Here is a 16192-nt window from a genome sequence, read left to right on the forward strand (position 1 = left end):
TTGTTATCGAAGGCAGGCGATCAGCGGATCAGAAAATAAGGACGTAGGTCTTGCGCACGGTGTCCTGGATGTCCCAGGTGCCGGTGCTGTTGGCGGGTAGCATCAGTGCGTCTCCGGCTTCTATGACCAGGGGTTCGCCACCGTCGGGCGTGAACGTGCAGCGGCCTTTGATGAAATGGCAGAACTCCTGTTGCACGATCTGCCGTCGCCAGCGCCCGGGGGTGCACTCCCAGATGCCGGTTTCTACGCCATCGCTGCGTTCCACGCAGGTAACCGACGTCACGGCCACGCGGTCGCCAAGCGGTACTGCGACCGGGTTGGTGCTTTCCAGCGCAACGCTGTGGGTGTTTTTGAACTGGGTGATGCTCATGACTGGTGGATCCTGTGTCGGGGAAAGGGAAGTCAGTGCATGAAGCCTTCCATGAAGTCTGCAAGCGAGCTGGCCAGGCGCCGCCTCCAGGGCGCACTGGCGGGGTTGGCGAGGGTCCGGTCCTCGTGGACGAAGCTTTGGATGATCGCGTTGTAGCCCAGCCAGCGGCAGGGTTCGGGTGGCCAACTGGCCAGGCTGGAAACCGGGCGGTTGTCGAGTACCCAGGGCTGTGCGGTCATTTCGTTGTGCTGGTTGAGGATTAGCGCCGCCAGGGTACGGCCACCCAGGTTGGTGGCGCCGACCCCTTCACCACCGTAACCACCGGCCAACGCGATGCCACGCTGGCGGTCGCACAGCATGTGCGGGCGGAAGCGCCGGGCCATGCCCAGGTTGCCGCCCCAGGAGTGGGTGATGCGCACATGTTTCAGCTGCGGGAACAACTCGCTGAACAGGTAGCGGCGCAGCTCGATTTCGTGCTCGTCGAGGTTGAAGTTTTCGCGCAGGCGGCCACCGAAGCGGTAACCACCGCGTGCGCCGAATACCAGGCGGTTGTCGGCGGTGCGCTGGCCATAGGTGACCTGGCGGCTGCTCTCGCTGAAGGCCTGGCCCTGGCTCAGGCCGATCTGCTCCCAGGTCGATTCCGGCAGCGGTTCGGTGGCCACCAGCAGGCTCTGTACCGGCAGCTGGTGTTTGCCCAGTGGCGGCAGGCTGGCGGCGTAGCCTTCAACAGCGGGCACCACCCACTGACAGCGAATCCGCGCCAGTGGCGTGCGCACCTCGCCGGGTTGCCAGTCGATGGCCGGGGTGTTTTCGTAGATTGGCACGCCCAGTGCTTCCACCGCCCGCGCCAGGCCGCGCACCAGTTTGGCCGGCTGGATGGTTGCAGTGTGCGGGCTGTAGATGGCGCCAAAGGCATTGCTGACCCGCAACTGAGCGTCCAGTTGCTCGGGGCGCAGCCAGCGGTAGTCGTCTTCGGTCATGCCTTGGCGATACAGGTCGTCGAGGTAGGCGCGCAGGCTGCGTTCCTGTTCCGGGTAGCGCGCGGCGCAGTACAGCACACCACCTTTGCGATAGTCGCATTCGATGCCTTCGCGTTGCAGCACGCTGTGCACCTCATCGGGTATGCCATGCAGCAGGTCGATGCTGGCACGGCGCTGTTGTGGCGACAGGGTGGCCAGCAGGCGGTCCTCACCCAGCAGATTGCCCATCAGCCAGCCGCCGTTGCGCCCCGAGGCGCCGAAGCCGGCGATGTTGGCATCAATCACCGCGATGTTCAGTTGTGGCGCCTGGCGCTTGAGGTAGTAGGCCGTCCACAGGCCGGTGTAGCCGGCGCCGATGATGCACACATCCGCGTCCAGGTTTTCACGCAGGGCCGGGCGGGCGCACAACGGCTCGTCGAGCTGGTCCATCCACAGGCTGAGCGTGCGCAAGGGTTGCATCGGGTTCAGCTCCACATCCGTCAAGGTCTGTGGGCGATCCTAGTGGTGTGTACGGGCGGCTGTCTTATGTGCGTGCACGCAGGGAAATTTGCTTCAGGTACGCCTTGGGCGTCAGGCCGGTGTGTTCCCGGAAGCACTTGTAGAACGCCGACAGCGAATTGAAGCCGGCGCTGAACGCCAACTCGTCAATCGTCGCCTCGATGCTGTCGTCGTTCAGGCTGGCCATCAGGTGCTGCAAGCGAGCCTGGTTGACGTAGCGGTAGAAGTTTTGCCCAAGCACCTGGTTGAGCAGGTAGGAAATCTGGTTGCGGCTGTAGCCACTGGCATCTGCCACCTGTTGCAGGTCCAGCTCCGGGTCCAGGTAGGGGCGCTGGCGCTGGAAGTAGTGCTCCAGGTCCTGGGCCATGGTTGACAGCTGGCGTGGCGACAGGCCCAGGCGGCTGGTGGCAGGGCGCGGGCCAGCGCTGGCGTGCCTGCTGCCGTTCTGGCGGACCAGCGTGGCGTATTCGTTGACGCGCCAGATCAGGCCGTCCTTGACGGTGATCGCCTCGCTGGACTGGAACGCCACCAGGCCATCGCCACCCTGGACCGTGACCTGGTACTGGATGAACGCCGTGCAGCCATCGACGCGGATACGGTCGCTGTGGACGATGTCTTCGCCGGCTTCATGGGGCAAGCAGGCCCGTACATAGTCACGCAGTTCCTGATAGCCGAGCACGCGGTTCTGGAAAAAATCGTGGTACTGGATGTCGGGGTGGTAAAGCGCGATCACGCCGTCGAGGTCGCGGTGCTTCCAGCACAGGTGGTAGCGCAGCACAGTGTCGGCGGTGAGCGGGGTTTGCTCGGGGCCGTCGGGGAGGGTGGTGGCGGTCATGAACCTGATAGTGCATTGCAGAACACCCAGGTGCAAGGGTGTGAATCTGGCATTTTGCACGGCTTTATCAAGCGGCTTTTAGGGTAAGTATCTGTTTCTTTTGAAAGTAATTTTTTTGATACAGCTGGCACGGGTGCTGCACCGGATTTCTTCAACAACGCACAAGGAGAAAGGCCATGCGCTCGATACTGCTGTGGATGATTGGGGTACCGATTCCAGTGATTATCCTGATCTGGTTCTTCATGCATTGACAGCTCGGGGCCGCACAGCGGCCCCGGCTATCTAAAAGCTAAAGAAACTGCTCGGCATAGTGGCAAGCCACCTGCCGGGTACTCACCTGCCGCAGCGCCGGCACCTCCTTGGCACAGCGCTCGGTCGCATGCGGGCAACGCTTGTGGAACGCGCACCCATCCGGCGGGTTAAGCGGGTTGGGCAGCTCCCCGGCAATGCGGATCTTCGGCTTTAGCGGGTCGGGGTGAATGGCCGGTGTTGCCGACAGCAGTGCCTGGGTATAGGGATGCAGCGGCTTCTCGTAGATGTCCTCTTTAGGGCCCATCTCTACCGGCCGCCCCAGATACATCACCAGCACATGATCGGCCACATGCCGCACCACCGCCAGGTTGTGCGAGATGAACACATAGGCGGTGTTGAACGCCTTCTGCAAATCCATGAAGAGGTTCAGCACCTGCGCCTGGATTGATACATCCAGTGCTGATGTCGGCTCGTCGGCTACCAGTACTTTCGGTTGCAGCATCATCGCTCGGGCCAGGGCGATACGTTGGCGCTGGCCACCTGAGAACATGTGCGGATAACGCTGGTAGTGCTTGGGGCGCAGGCCGACCTGCTCCATCATCTTCTGCACTTTTTCGCGGCGTTCGGCCTTGCTCAGCGACGTATTGATCAGCAGTGGCTCGGCCAGCTGGTCACCAATCTTCTGTCGTGGATTGAGCGAGGCGTAGGGGCTCTGGAACACCATCTGCACATCGCGGCGCAATTGCTTGCGCTGCGCTTTGCTGGCGCCTTTTACCTCGGTACCGGCAATTTGCAGCGAGCCGGACGATGGTTCTTCGATCAGGGTCAGGGCACGGGCCAGGGTCGACTTGCCGCAGCCGGACTCGCCAACCACGGCCAATGTTTTGCCGGCTTCCAGCTCGAACGACACACCATTCAGTGCACGGACCAGCGCATGGCCTTTGAACAGCCCGCGGGAGACTTCGTAATGCCGGGTCAGATCCCGGGCAGATAGAACGACGGCCATCACGCCACCTCCTGATTCAGCGGGTAGAAGCAGCGCACCAGGCTGTGAACCTGGGGATCAAGGGACGGGCGTTGGTGACGGCAGTTGTCCTGTACATACGGGCAGCGCGGCGACAACAGGCAGCCGACAGGGCGGTCGTAACGGCCAGGGACGATGCCGGGCAGGGTGGCCAGGCGTTCGGCGCCGATGCTGTGCTCGGGGATCGCTGCCAGCAAGGCTTCGCTGTAGGGGTGGGCAGGCACGTCGAACAACTCAGGCACCTGACCTACTTCCACGGCCTGGCCTGCGTACATCACGCACACGCGCCTGGCCGTTTCGGCGACCACCGCGAGGTCGTGGGTGATCAGGATGAGCGCCATGTTGCGCTCTTTTTGCAGGTTGACCAGCAGCTCCATGATCTGCGCCTGGATGGTCACGTCCAGCGCGGTGGTCGGTTCGTCGGCGATCAGCAGCTTGGGCTCGCCGGCGATGGCCATGGCGATCGCCACGCGCTGGCTCATGCCGCCGGACAGTTGGTGCGGGTAAGCATCCAGGCGGCTTTCCGCAGCCGGGATCTCGACCTTCTTCAACAGCTCAAGGGCACGCTGGCGAGCGGCTTTTCCCTTCAGCCCCAGGTGCTGGCGCAGCACTTCCTCGATCTGGTAGCCCACGGTGTAGCTCGGGTTGAGCGCGGTCATCGGGTCCTGAAAGACCATGGCGATGTCCTTGCCCACCACCTTGCGCCGCTGGCGGCCGCTGAGCTTGAGCATGTCGGTGCCGTCGAAGGTGAGGGTGTCGGCGGTGATGCGGCCGGGGGCGTCGATCAGCCCCATCACGGCCATCATGGTGACCGATTTGCCCGAGCCGGATTCGCCGACGATGGCCAGGATCTCGCCGGCTTCCACCGTCAGGTCCAGGCCATCGACCACCGGTACCGCAGTGGCGTCGCCGAAGCGCACGTTCAGGTTGTTGATCTGCAACAGTGACATGGCGTTCTCCTCAGGCGGCGTTCTTGAGTTTCGGGTCCAGCGCATCGCGCAGGCCGTCGCCCATCAGGTTGATTGCCAGCACACTGAGCAGAATGGTCAGGCCAGGCAGGCTTACCACCCACCAGGCGCGCTCGATGTAGTCCCGGGCCGAAGCCAGCATGGTGCCCCACTCGGGGGTTGGCGGTTGTACGCCGAGGCCGAGGAAGCCCAGGGCGGCAGCGTCGAGGATCGCTGAGGAGAAGCTGAGGGTAGCCTGCACGATCAGCGGCGCCATGCAGTTGGGCAGCACGGTGACGAACATCAGCCGTGGCAGCCCGGCACCGGCCAGGCGTGCGGCGGTGACGTAGTCGCGGTTCAGCTCGACCATCACCGCGGCCCGGGTCAGGCGCACATAGGAGGGCAGGGAGACGATGGCGATGGCGATCACCGTATTGATCAGGCCTGGGCCGAGGATGGCGACGATGGCCACGGCCAGCAGCAGGGAGGGCAGGGCCAGCATCACGTCCATCAGGCGCATGATCGATGGGCCGAGAATTTGCGGGAAGAAGCCAGCCAGCAGGCCCAGCAGGATGCCCGGGATCAGCGACATCACTACCGACGACAGGCCGATCAGTAGCGACAGCCGCGCGCCTTGAATCAGCCGCGAAAGCAGGTCGCGGCCCAGTTCGTCGGTGCCGAGGATGAACTGCCAGGTGCCGCCTTCCAGCCATACCGGCGGGGTCAGCAGGAAGTCGCGGTACTGCTCGCTCGGATCATGCGGGGCGACCCACGGCGCGAACAGCGCGCAGAACACCACCAGGCACATGAAGGCCAGGCCCATTACCGCGCCTTTGTTGCGCGCGAAGGCTTGCCAGAATTCTTTGTAGGGCGAGGGGTAGAGCAAGCTCTGGTCCACCCGGCTGGCCGGCGACACGGATTTGGGGATCGGGCTAGTCATGGCAAGGGCCTCAGCGCTGATGACGGATGCGTGGGTTGGCCAGGCCGTAGAGGATGTCCACGACGAAGTTGACCAGGATCACCAGGCAGGCGATCAACAGGATGCCGTTCTGGACCACGGGGTAGTCACGGGCACCGATGGCTTCGATCAGCCACTTGCCGATGCCCGGCCAGGAAAAGATGGTTTCGGTCAGCACTGCACCGGCCAGCAGCGTGCCGACCTGCAGGCCAAATACCGTCAGCACAGGGATCAGGGCATTGCGCAGGCCATGGACGAATACCACGCGGGCTGGTGACAGGCCCTTGGCACGGGCGGTACGGATGTAGTCTTCGCGCAGTACTTCGAGCATCGACGAGCGGGTCATGCGGGCGATGACCGCCAGGGGGATGGTGCCGAGCACGATGGCCGGCAATATCAGGTGCATCACCGCGTCCTTGAAGGCGCCTTCTTCGTCACTGAGCAGCGTGTCGATAAGCATGAAACCGGTTTTAGGCTCGATGTCGTAGAGCAGGTCGATGCGCCCGGACACTGGGGTCCAGCCCAGGCTCACCGAGAAGAACATGATCAGGATCAGGCCCCACCAGAAGATCGGCATCGAGTAGCCAGCCAGCGATATGCCCATCACCCCGTGGTCGAACAGCGAACCGCGCTTGAGCGCGGCGATCACCCCGGCCAGCAGGCCGACGATGCCGGCAAACAGCAGGGCGGCGAAGGCCAGTTCCAAGGTAGCCGGGAACAGCGTGAGAAACTCGCTCCACACGCTTTCTCGGGTACGCAGCGATTCGCCCAGGTCACCCTGGGCGAGCTTGCCCACATAGTCCAGGTACTGGGCTGGCAATGGCTTGTTCAGGCCCAGGCGTTCCATGGCCTGGGCATGCATTTCGGGGTCGACCCTGCGCTCGCCCATCATCACTTCCACCGGGTCGCCGGGGATCAGGCGTATGAGCGCGAAGGTCAGCAAGGTGATGCCGAAAAAGGTCGGTATCAGCAGGCCCAGGCGCCGGGCAATAAAGCTCAACATTGTCGGGGTTACCTCTTCAGACCGTGCGGCCAGTGGCACGCCACGGTGGTGCCGCCGGTCCCCATGTGGGTTGCCGGCGGTCGTTGTTGTTCTACTTCACCTTCGTGGTGGCGAAGTTATTTTTGGTCAGAGGGCTGATCACATAGCCCTCCACGTTGTCACGCATGGCCACGAACACCTTGGGGTGGGCCATGCTGATCCAGGGTTGGTCGTCATCGTACACCTTCAATGCCTCGCTATAGAGCCTTGCGCGCTCGTCGTTGTCGATCACTTCGCGGGCGCGGCTGATCAGCTCCTGGAATTTCGGGTTGCACCAGCGGGCGTAGTTTTCGCCGTTCTTCGCCGCCTCGCAGTTGAGCAGCGGGGTGAGGAAGTTATCGGGGTCACCGTTGTCGCCGGCCCAGCCGGTGGACACCAGGTCGGCTTCGCCCTTTTTCGCACGGCGCAGCATTTCGGCCCACTCCATCACCCGGATATCCAGCTTCAGGCCAACCTGCTTCAGGTCAGCCTGCAGCATCTCGGCGGACAGCCGCGGGTTAGGGTTGGTCATGCCGCCGCCGTTGCGGGTGAACAGCGTGATCACCGTGCCTGCCGGTACGCCAGCTTCCTTGAGCAGTGCGCGCGCCTTGTCGAGGTCGCGCGGCGGGTTCTGGTTACGCGTGTTGTAACCGATCATGGTCGGTGGGTAAGGGTTCACGCCGACCCGCGCATTGCCTTTGCCAAACAGCTGGTCAACGTGGGCCTGACGGTCGAAGGCCATGTTGATGGCTTTACGCACGCGCACATCGCTGAGGTATTTGTGCTCGGTATTCATGGCGATATAGCCGGTGACCAGCGCTTCGATCTCGGCCACCCTGAGCCTGGGGTCGGCCTTGATCGACGGTACGTCTTCCGGCTTGGGGTACAGCGCGATCTGGCACTCGTTGGCGCGCAACTTTTGCAAGCGCACGTTGCTGTCGGTGGCGATGGCGAACACCAGGGTATCGGTCGGCGGTTTGCCCCGGAAGTAGTCCGGGTTGGGCTTGAAGCGGACCTGAGCATCCTTGTTGTAGCGCTGGAAGATGAACGGGCCGGTGCCGATCGGCTTGCTGTTCAGCTCGGCGGTCTTGCCGGTCTTGAGCAACTGGTCGCCGTATTCGGCGGAGTAGATCGAGGTGAAGCCCATGGCCATGTCCCGCAGGAACGGCGCTTCGGGGCGGGTGAGGGTGATCACCACGGTGTGGTCGTCGGTTTTCTTCACCGATTTGAGCAGCTCTTTGAAGGACATGCTTTCAAAATACGGGTACCCGACACTGGTCTTGTCGTGCCACGCGTGGTTCGGGTCAAGCTGGCGGTTGAGGCTCCACAGCACGTCGTCGGCGTTGAAGGCGCGGGTTGGCTTGAAGTAGTCGGTGCTGTGGAACTTCACGCCCTGACGCAAGTGGAAGGTGTAGGTCAGGCCGTCGGGTGAAATGTCCCAGCGCTCGGCCAGGGCCGGCTCGATGTCGGTGCTGCCGGGTTTGAAGTCGACCAGGCGGTTGAACAGTGTTTCGGCGGTGGCATCGAACGTGACCCCGGTGGTGTACTGCACAACGTCGAACCCTTCCGGGCTCGCTTCGGTACACACCACCAACGGTTTGGCCGCCAGTTGCGAGGCGCTGCCCAGCACCAGTGCGGCCAAGGCCAAGCGTAGCGGTAGCGATTTCATGAAAGCTCTCTGCATGGGTTTAGACTCCCGGCTTGCATTGAATCCAGCGTAGCCGCCACGGCCCATCACGAAGCGGGCCGTGGCGCCAGCGGTCAGAGAATGTTGAATGGAATGGTGGTGACCACGCGGAACTCATCCAGGCTGCCGTCACCCTGTGCCTTGCTGGCGCGGTGCGCGGTATAGGTGGCGCGGATGCTGGTGTCTTTCAGCGGCCCGCTCTGCACCGCGTAGCTGGTGCCGATGCCCCACTCGTAGTGGTTTTCGCCGTCCAGGCCATTCACGTCGTAGGCCGTGCCGCGGTAATGGGTGCCGTCGATGCCCCAGCCGCGGGCGTTGTACAGGTTGAACTTCAGGCCCGGCACGCCATAGGGCGCCATGTTCAGGACGTAGGAAATCTGCAGCGATTTCTCGTTGGGGCCGTTGAAGTCCGACAGCAGCGAGTTGGCCAGGTAGATGCCGTTGGTTTCGTGCAGGTAGTCGAAGTACTCGTTGCCGTTCACCTGCTGCCACGAGGCGCTGAGGGTGTGGGCTTGGTGGGTCAGGCCAAGCGACAGGCTGTAGACGTCGTTGTCGATCTTGCCCATTTTCTGGCTGCCGGCGTCCACGGTCTTGTAGTAGTTCAGGCCGGTCTTCAGGCTGAGTACCGCGCTGTCGCCCAGCATGTGGTTGGCGCCGAAGTAGTACTGGTTCCAGAAGTCGTCGACCTGGGTGGCGTACAGGCTGGTACTCAGGCTCTTGAACGGCTGGTAGTTGATGCCAGTGGTGCTGGCGCGGTCGGTTTCCACGCCGGTGGCGCTGTATTCGCTGCGGAATTTGCTGAGACTTTGCTCGGTACGTGGCGAGACGCGGTCGAAGGTACCCAGGTCGAAGCTGAGGTTGTCGAACTCGGCACTGTGCAGGAACGCGCCCTGGAAGCTCGAGGGCAGTGCGCGGTTGCCGATGTAGGCGATCATCGGCGTGTCCACCGCCTGGCGGCCGAGGGTCAGGGTGGTGTTGGACACGCGCGCCTTGATGTTGCCCAGGCCCAGTTTGCTCCACTGGCCGATGGGGTCGCCGTCGCTGTGGGTGAGCGTGCGGTTGTTGGGGCCGGCGACGGCCTGTCGGCTCTGTTGCAGGGCGATGGCGTTGTAGCCGGCGGCTTCGACGGCGAAGCCCACGGTGCCCTGGGTGAAGCCGGAGCTGTAGTTGAGGATGGTGCCCTGCAGCCAGTTTTCGCGGCTGTGGGTGGCGTGGCGGGTGCCGTCGCTTTTGTAGTAACGCCACAGTGGGGCGCGGGCGGCACGTTCGCGGGCGTACCAGTTGCGGGTGGTACCGGACAGGCTCTGGCCGTCGATGAAGCCGCTGGCTTGCGCTTGCTCGCTGCTGTCTTTGAGGGTGAGGGGGATGTAATCCTGGCTTTGCGGGTCGGCCTGGGCCACGGTGGATAAGGCACTGATGGATAAGGCCAGTGCGGTCAGGGTGAATACTTTCAAGGTTGAAGCTCCCATGCTTTTCTAGTTATTGCCGGCCTTGTGGGCCGGATGGTTGTTGCGGTGTTGCCAGGGTTGCCGCGGGATCACCGGGCTAAATCGGGGGGGTGTGTTGGCTTTGCGGGCCTTTTCGCGGGTCAACCCGCTCCCACAGGGATCTGCGCAGACCCCTGGTGTGTGGATGTCTCTGTGGGAGCGGGTTCACCCGCGAAGAGGCCGGTGCCGGCTAACGCCTAATCAACACTCACACCGGAAAAATCATTGCGCCCAAACGGGCTGACCTTGAACTGGGAAACCTTGACGCTGAGCGGTTGGTTGACTGTGGAATGCGCTACCGGGGTAATCGGTACCTGCTGCTTGAGCCGCTGCTGGGCCTGCTGGTACAGGGCGGTACGTTGCGTGCGGTCGGTGACCTGCTTGGCCTGCTTGACCAGGCTGTCGTATTGCGGGTCGCACCACAGCGAGTAGTTGTTGCTGCCGATGGCATCGCAGCTGTAGAGGGTGCCCAGCCAGTTGTCCGGGTCGCCGTTGTCGCCGGTCCAGCCGATCAGGGCGATGTCGTGGTCGCCGCTTTTCATGCGCTTGATGTACTCGCCCCATTCGTAGCTGACGATGCGCACCTTGAAGCCGAGCTTGCTCCAGTCGGCCTGGAGCATTTCAGCCATCAGCTTGGCGTTAGGGTTGTACGGGCGCTGCACCGGCATGGCCCACAGGGTAACTTCGGTGCCAGGCTTGACCCCGGCCTGCTGGAGCAGGTGTTTGGCCTTTTCCGGGTCGTAGGGAGCGTCCTTGAGGCTTTCGTCATAGGACCACTGGGTGGGCGGCATGGCGTTGACCGCCAGTTGGCCGGAGTCCTGGTACACCGCCTGGATGATGGCTTTCTTGTTCACCGCCATGTCCATCGCCTGGCGCACTTCCAGGCGGTCGAATGGCGGGTGCTGGGTGTTGTAGGCGATGTAGCCGAGGTTGAAGCCCGGCTGTTGCAGCACCTGCAGCTTGCTGTCGGCCTTGAGTGCCGGCAGGTCGGCCGGGCGCGGGTGCAGGGTGACCTGGCATTCGTTGCGGCGCAGCTTCTGTATACGCACGGAGGGGTCGATGTTGATCGAGAACACCAGGTTATCGATCCTCACTTCATCCGGAGCCCAGTAATCCTTGTTGCCCTTGTAGCGGATCTGCGAGTCCTTCTGGTAACGCTGGAACACGAACGGCCCGGTGCCGATGGGGTGCTGGTTGATGTCGCTGGGGCGACCGTTGGCCATCAGCTGGTTGGCGTATTCAGCGGAGAGGATGGAGGCGAAACTCATGGCCAGGTTCTGGATGAACGCGGCATCGACCGTGTTCAGGGTGAATGCCACGGTCATCGGGTCGATTTTCTCGACGCGGGCGATGTTCTTGTCCATGCCCATGTCGGTGAAGTACGGGAACTCGGTGGGGTAGGCCTTGCGGAACGGGTGGTCCTTGTCGAGCATGCGGTTGAAGGTGAACAGCACGTCGTTGGCGTTGAAGGGGCGGGAGGGTTTGAAGTAGTCGGTGGTGTGGAACTTGACGCCTTCGCGCAGGTGGAAGGTGTAGGTCTTGCCGTCGTCGGACACTTCCCACTTGGTCGCCAGGCCCGGGATGACCGCGGTACCGCCACGCTCAAACTGGGTCAGGCGGTTGAACATGGTCTCGGCCGAGGCGTCGAAGTCGGTCCCGGTGGTGTACTGCCCCGGGTCGAAACCGGCCGGGCTGCCTTCGGAGCAGAACACCAGGTTGGACGCGGCAAGGGCCGACGGTGCGCCGGTGAGCAAACCTGCACCCAGCAGGAACGGAATGACTGCGTGTTTGAGCATGGTGGCCTCATTGTTGTCATTTTTCGGATGAGGTGGCCTCGTGAGCCGACCTGCGGATACTAATGCAGGGGATGTTCACAATGCAACAGGTAGAAGGATAGTTGGCGCCAGAAAAGTGGTACGACCGTACATGGATGTCGCATCGGTATAACTTTCGACGAAGTTAAACGTTTGCGCAGGCAAAATGATGGCTTTTTGCAGGATGTTTCGCGGCGGGCGTAAATGTAGGAGGCACCTTAGTGGTGCGTAGGAAAGGTCTGAAATTGAAGAATTGAGGGCTGTTGCGATCCCTGTGGGAGCGAGCTCGTCGAGGCGTCGCACCGCCGCGAACACGGGCGAAGCCCGTGCCATCCACCGCGGTGTCTTTTTCGCGGGCAAGCCCGCTCCCAGAGGTGTTGCGTGGGTCCGTTAAGGCATCTGCACTTCGATCAATCCATCGGCATTCATGCTCACTTCACTGGTACCCGCTTCGATATCCGGCGCCGGCGCCGCCTCGTCAGCCCCCATGGCCTTCATTGCCATTGGTGCGCTACGCAGGTACGGGCGCGGGTAGCCACTGCTGTTGAGGTTCAGGTTGACCACTTTGTAGCCCTTGCCGCCCAGCGCCTCGGTGGCCAACTGCGCGCGTGCCTTGAACGCGTCGACCGCGTCCTTGAGCAGTGCATCCTCGCTGGCCTTGCGCGTGGCCGGGGCGATGGAGAAGTCCATGCCGCCCATTTTCAGCGTTTGCAGCAAGTCGGCGGTAAGCTGGGACAAGGCCGGGAAGTTGGCGCTCTCCAGGCGCAGCTCGGCACGTTCGCGCCAGCCGGTGATCTTCTGGCCCTTGCTGTCATACACCGGGTAGCTGTTGCGGCTGCCCTGGCTGATCTTCACGTCCTTGACCTGGCGCGACTGCTGCACGGCCTTGTTCATGGTTTCGGTGATCTGCTTGGCGAGCTTGCCCGGGTCGGTGTTCTGCGCTTCGCTGTACAGGGTCACGACCATCAGGTCACGCGCCACTTCCTTGCTGACTTCGGCGCGCAGCGATACCTGGTTGTAGCGCGGCTCATCGGCAGCCAGCGCCGGCAGGCTGGCGAGCAGTCCGCAAGACAGGACAAGGGCGGCGCTGCGACGTGGGATTTGCATGTGGTACTCCTTGGCAATAAAGGGCGTGGGTTTTGGCCATCCTTTCCACGCATGGCCCATCTGACCGGCAACAGTGTAGTGGGTTCAAAAGTGCCATCATGAACCTGTGACAAAGTGTGGCGCTTTGCCGCATCGCTGCAGCGAGGCGCCTGGCTTCGGTATACTCCAGCCGATTTTTCTGGAGCACTCATCAGGAGAGCTCATGCTCGCCGCCGTACAACCGTTGTCCGCTACTCGCCAGAACCTCTGGCGCCTGACCGTCATTCGGGTCCTGGTCCTGGCTGCCCAGGCAGGCTCCGTGGGCGTTGCCTACTGGACCGAACTGCTGCCTTTGCCTTGGCTATCGCTGGCTGGCACCTTGGCCTTGTCTTCGCTGCTGTGCGCCTTCACGGCGCTGCGCCTGCGCCTGTCGCTGCCGGTCACTGAAATGGAATATGCCCTGCAACTGGCCTGTGACCTGTTGATTCACAGTGCCTTGCTGTATTACTCCGGTGGCTCGACCAACCCGTTCGTGTCGTATTACCTGGTGCCGCTGGCGATTGCGGCGGTGACCTTGCCGTGGCTGTATTCGCTGATCCTTTCGGGTATCGCCCTGACGGCCTACAGCCTACTGCTGGTGCAGTTCTACCCGCTCGAAGGCCTGCCGATGGCGCGGGACAAGATGCAGGTCTACGGCATGTGGCTGAGTATTGCCTTGGCTGCGGCGGTGATCACGTTCTTTGCTGCGCGCATGGCCGAAGAGCTGCGCCGCCAGGAGCAGTTGCGTTCCGAGCGGCGTGAAGAAAGCCTGCGCGACGAGCAGTTGCTGGCCGTGGCCACCCAGGCCGCCGGTGCCGCCCACGAACTGGGTACGCCGTTGGCGACCATGAGCGTGCTGATCAACGAAATGCGTCAGGACCACACTGACCCACTGCTGCAGGAAGACCTGCAGATCCTCCAGGACCAGGTGAAGCTGTGCAAGGAAACCCTGCAACAGCTGGTGCGCGCAGCCGAAGCCAACCGCCGCCTGGCGATCGTGGAGCAGGATGTGACCGCCTGGCTGGACGAGGCGCTGAACCGCTGGCACCTGATGCGCCCGGAAGCCAGCTACCGCTTCCAGCGCCTGCGCGATGGCAAGGTGCCGCGGCTGACCCCGCCACCTGATCTGACCCAGGCGCTGCTGAACCTGTTGAACAATGCTGCCGATGCCTGCCCCGATGACCTGGAAGTGCGTCTGGACTGGGACGCACACGACATCGTTATCAGCATCCGCGATCATGGCCCGGGCGTGCCGCCGGCCATTGCCGAAGCCATCGGCAAACCTTTCATTACCACCAAAGGCAAAGGCTTTGGCCTGGGCCTGTTCTTGAGCAAGGCCAGCGTGACCCGTGCGGGCGGTTCGGTGAAACTCTATAGTCATGAACAGGGTGGCACCCTGACCGAATTGCGCCTGCCCTATGGCAAGCGAGGAGATGAATGATGAGCGAAGAAAACCAGGTCGAAAGCGAAGAGCTGCCGCACCTGCTGCTGGTGGATGACGATGCCACCTTCACCCGGGTCATGGCCCGGGCCATGAGCCGCCGCGGTTTCCGCGTGAGCACTGCCAGTTCTGCCGAGGAAGGCTTGATCCTGGCCCAGCAGGATTTGCCAGACTACGCCACGCTGGACCTGAAGATGGACGGTGACTCGGGCTTGGTGCTGCTGCCCAAGCTGCTGGAGCTGGACCCGGAAATGCGTGTGGTGATCCTGACCGGTTACTCGAGCATTGCCACTGCGGTGGAGGCGGTGAAGCGTGGCGCCTGCAATTACCTGTGCAAGCCGGCCGATGCCGATGATGTACTGGCGGCGTTGCTGTCGGAGCACACCGACCTGGATACCCTGGTGCCGGAAAACCCGATGTCGGTTGACCGCCTGCAGTGGGAGCACATCCAGCGCGTGCTGAATGAGCACGAGGGCAATATCTCGGCCACCGCGCGGGCCTTGGGCATGCACCGGCGGACCTTGCAGCGCAAATTGCAGAAGCGGCCGGTTCGACGCTGATTCTTGCTGGGCCTGTACCGGCCTCTTCGCGGGCAAGCCCGCTCCCACAGGTATTGCGCCGCCCATGAGTGCAGCGAAGGACCTGTGGGAGCGGGCTTGCCCGCGAAGAGGCCAGTACAGGCAGTAGCAAATCTGAAAGACAATTCCTTTTATCGCGCTCGATCCCCGCAAATCCCAGCCGTTGGCGTATCATTAGCCCCCTAACGGCAACCCCCTCCAGGATCGCTTGCGCATGCTCGCCCTTCTTATCCAGACGCTGAACATCACGGCACCGGTCTTCGCCATGCTGTTCATGGGTGTACTGCTCAAACGCATCCACCTGATCGACGACAATTTCAACCGGGTCGCCTCGCAGCTGGTGTTCAATGTCTGCATGCCGGCGCTGCTGTTCCTCGGCATCTATCACGCCGACCTGGCGTCCGCAGTAAAGCCCGGTGTCATCCTCTACTTCATCGTCGCCACCCTGGTCGGCTTCGCCATTGCCTGGGGCATGGCTATCTGGCGCAGCCCGCTGGCAGAGCGGGGCATCTATACCCAGGGCGCGTTCCGCGGCAACAATGGCGTGATCGGCCTGGCCCTGGCTGCCAGCCTGTACGGTGACTATGGTATTTCCCTGGGGGCGGTACTCGCTGGCCTGGTGATCCTCATGTACAACTCGCTGTCGGCAGTGGTACTGGCGGTGTACAGCCCGGACCTCAAGTCCGACCCGTGGAGCATCTGCAAGAGCATCTTCAGCAACCCGCTGATCATCAGCGTGCTGGTCGCCACCCCCATGGCTTACGGCCAGGTGCCGCTGCCCAACTGGCTGTTGACCTCGGGCGACTACCTGGCGCAGATGACCCTGCCGCTGGCGCTGATCTGCATTGGTGGCACCCTGTCGCTGTCGGCATTGCGCGATAGCGGCCGGCTGGCCATCGATGCCAGCCTGGTGAAAATGGTCTGGCTACCCGTGCTGGGCACCCTTGGTGCATGGTTGTGCGGCTTTCGCGGTGCCGAGCTGGGCATCCTGTTCCTGTACATCGGCAGCCCGACCGCGGCGGCCAGTTATGTCATGGCCCGGGCCGCTAACGGTAATCACCAGTTGGCAGCGTCGATCATCGTGATTACCACCCTAATGGCAGCGATCACCACGAACATTGGTATTTTCATCTTGCAGTGGGGCGGATGGATCTAGATCCTTGACTGCATACACC

14 protein-coding genes are annotated in these 16192 nt (G+C 62.6%); 3 read left to right on the plus strand and 11 right to left on the minus strand.

Annotation, left to right across the window (positions count from 1 at the left end):
* Positions 1-28: 28 nt before the first annotated feature.
* The 11 genes from QQL85_RS01545 to QQL85_RS01595 form a co-directional block, all read right to left on the minus strand.
* On the minus strand, positions 29-370 hold the full coding sequence (locus tag QQL85_RS01545) for a cupin domain-containing protein (RefSeq protein ID WP_284354889.1): 342 nt from the start codon (positions 368-370) through the stop codon (positions 29-31).
* Between the two features lie 32 nt (positions 371-402).
* Positions 403-1809: an NAD(P)/FAD-dependent oxidoreductase gene (locus QQL85_RS01550; protein ID WP_284354890.1), complete on the minus strand. Its 1407-nt coding sequence runs from the start codon at positions 1807-1809 to the stop codon at positions 403-405.
* 64 nt (positions 1810-1873) lie between these two features.
* Entirely contained in the window at positions 1874-2683 is an 810-nt protein-coding gene (locus tag QQL85_RS01555; RefSeq protein WP_284354891.1) for an AraC family transcriptional regulator, read from the minus strand.
* A gap of 289 nt (positions 2684-2972) precedes the next feature.
* Positions 2973-3941 (minus strand): peptide ABC transporter ATP-binding protein, encoded by a 969-nt coding sequence (locus tag QQL85_RS01560; RefSeq protein ID WP_284368760.1) that lies wholly within the window; start codon positions 3939-3941, stop codon positions 2973-2975.
* Entirely contained in the window at positions 3941-4909 is a 969-nt protein-coding gene (locus tag QQL85_RS01565) for an ABC transporter ATP-binding protein (RefSeq protein WP_284354893.1), read from the minus strand. Before QQL85_RS01565 ends, QQL85_RS01560 begins: the two co-directional genes overlap by 1 nt.
* A gap of 10 nt (positions 4910-4919) precedes the next feature.
* A complete protein-coding gene (locus QQL85_RS01570) occupies positions 4920-5846 on the minus strand; it encodes an ABC transporter permease subunit (RefSeq protein ID WP_284354894.1) in 927 nt (308 codons plus the stop codon).
* Between the two features lie 10 nt (positions 5847-5856).
* Positions 5857-6867, minus strand: coding sequence for an ABC transporter permease subunit (locus QQL85_RS01575; RefSeq protein ID WP_284354895.1), 1011 nt, complete (start codon positions 6865-6867; stop codon positions 5857-5859).
* 91 nt (positions 6868-6958) lie between these two features.
* A complete protein-coding gene (locus tag QQL85_RS01580) occupies positions 6959-8569 on the minus strand; it encodes an ABC transporter substrate-binding protein (protein WP_284354896.1) in 1611 nt (536 codons plus the stop codon).
* A 77-nt stretch (positions 8570-8646) separates the two neighbouring features.
* Positions 8647-10026, minus strand: a complete 1380-nt coding sequence (locus tag QQL85_RS01585) for an OprD family porin (protein ID WP_284354897.1) — start codon at positions 10024-10026, stop codon at positions 8647-8649.
* A 230-nt stretch (positions 10027-10256) separates the two neighbouring features.
* Entirely contained in the window at positions 10257-11855 is a 1599-nt protein-coding gene (locus QQL85_RS01590; protein ID WP_284354898.1) for an ABC transporter substrate-binding protein, read from the minus strand.
* A 408-nt stretch (positions 11856-12263) separates the two neighbouring features.
* Positions 12264-12980 carry an SIMPL domain-containing protein gene (locus QQL85_RS01595; RefSeq protein WP_284354899.1) on the minus strand — a complete coding sequence of 239 codons (717 nt, stop codon included), beginning with the start codon at positions 12978-12980 and terminating at the stop codon, positions 12264-12266.
* Between the two features lie 202 nt (positions 12981-13182).
* Between QQL85_RS01595 and QQL85_RS01600 the strand changes: the two genes are divergently transcribed.
* From QQL85_RS01600 to QQL85_RS01610, 3 genes are all read left to right on the plus strand, one after another.
* Positions 13183-14439 carry an ATP-binding protein gene (locus tag QQL85_RS01600; RefSeq protein ID WP_105946944.1) on the plus strand — a complete coding sequence of 419 codons (1257 nt, stop codon included), beginning with the start codon at positions 13183-13185 and terminating at the stop codon, positions 14437-14439.
* Entirely contained in the window at positions 14439-14999 is a 561-nt protein-coding gene (locus tag QQL85_RS01605) for a response regulator transcription factor (protein ID WP_003255244.1), read from the plus strand. The genes QQL85_RS01600 and QQL85_RS01605 overlap by 1 nt, the downstream gene beginning before the upstream one ends.
* A gap of 232 nt (positions 15000-15231) precedes the next feature.
* A complete protein-coding gene (locus tag QQL85_RS01610; protein WP_284354900.1) occupies positions 15232-16173 on the plus strand; it encodes an AEC family transporter in 942 nt (313 codons plus the stop codon).
* The last annotated feature ends 19 nt before the right edge of the window (positions 16174-16192 follow it).

It is taken from the genome of Pseudomonas putida, assembly GCF_030159595.1.
GTDB lineage: Bacteria > Pseudomonadota > Gammaproteobacteria > Pseudomonadales > Pseudomonadaceae > Aquipseudomonas > Aquipseudomonas putida_AC.

What these genes read in the sequence shown, in the direction of transcription:
- QQL85_RS01545 (WP_284354889.1), bottom strand. Translation starts at nt 370, where the DNA reads ATGAGCATCACCCAGTTCAAAAACACCCACAGCGTTGCGCTGGAAAGC.
- QQL85_RS01550 (WP_284354890.1), bottom strand. Translation starts at nt 1,809, where the DNA reads ATGCAACCCTTGCGCACGCTCAGCCTGTGGATGGACCAGCTCGACGAG.
- QQL85_RS01555 (WP_284354891.1), bottom strand. Translation starts at nt 2,683, where the DNA reads ATGACCGCCACCACCCTCCCCGACGGCCCCGAGCAAACCCCGCTCACC.
- QQL85_RS01560 (WP_284368760.1), bottom strand. Translation starts at nt 3,941, where the DNA reads ATGGCCGTCGTTCTATCTGCCCGGGATCTGACCCGGCATTACGAAGTC.
- QQL85_RS01565 (WP_284354893.1), bottom strand. Translation starts at nt 4,909, where the DNA reads ATGTCACTGTTGCAGATCAACAACCTGAACGTGCGCTTCGGCGACGCC.
- QQL85_RS01570 (WP_284354894.1), bottom strand. Translation starts at nt 5,846, where the DNA reads ATGACTAGCCCGATCCCCAAATCCGTGTCGCCGGCCAGCCGGGTGGAC.
- QQL85_RS01575 (WP_284354895.1), bottom strand. Translation starts at nt 6,867, where the DNA reads ATGTTGAGCTTTATTGCCCGGCGCCTGGGCCTGCTGATACCGACCTTT.
- QQL85_RS01580 (WP_284354896.1), bottom strand. Translation starts at nt 8,569, where the DNA reads ATGCAGAGAGCTTTCATGAAATCGCTACCGCTACGCTTGGCCTTGGCC.
- QQL85_RS01590 (WP_284354898.1), bottom strand. Translation starts at nt 11,855, where the DNA reads ATGCTCAAACACGCAGTCATTCCGTTCCTGCTGGGTGCAGGTTTGCTC.
- QQL85_RS01595 (WP_284354899.1), bottom strand. Translation starts at nt 12,980, where the DNA reads ATGCAAATCCCACGTCGCAGCGCCGCCCTTGTCCTGTCTTGCGGACTG.
- QQL85_RS01600 (WP_105946944.1), top strand. Translation starts at nt 13,183, where the DNA reads ATGCTCGCCGCCGTACAACCGTTGTCCGCTACTCGCCAGAACCTCTGG.
- QQL85_RS01605 (WP_003255244.1), top strand. Translation starts at nt 14,439, where the DNA reads ATGAGCGAAGAAAACCAGGTCGAAAGCGAAGAGCTGCCGCACCTGCTG.
- QQL85_RS01610 (WP_284354900.1), top strand. Translation starts at nt 15,232, where the DNA reads ATGCTCGCCCTTCTTATCCAGACGCTGAACATCACGGCACCGGTCTTC.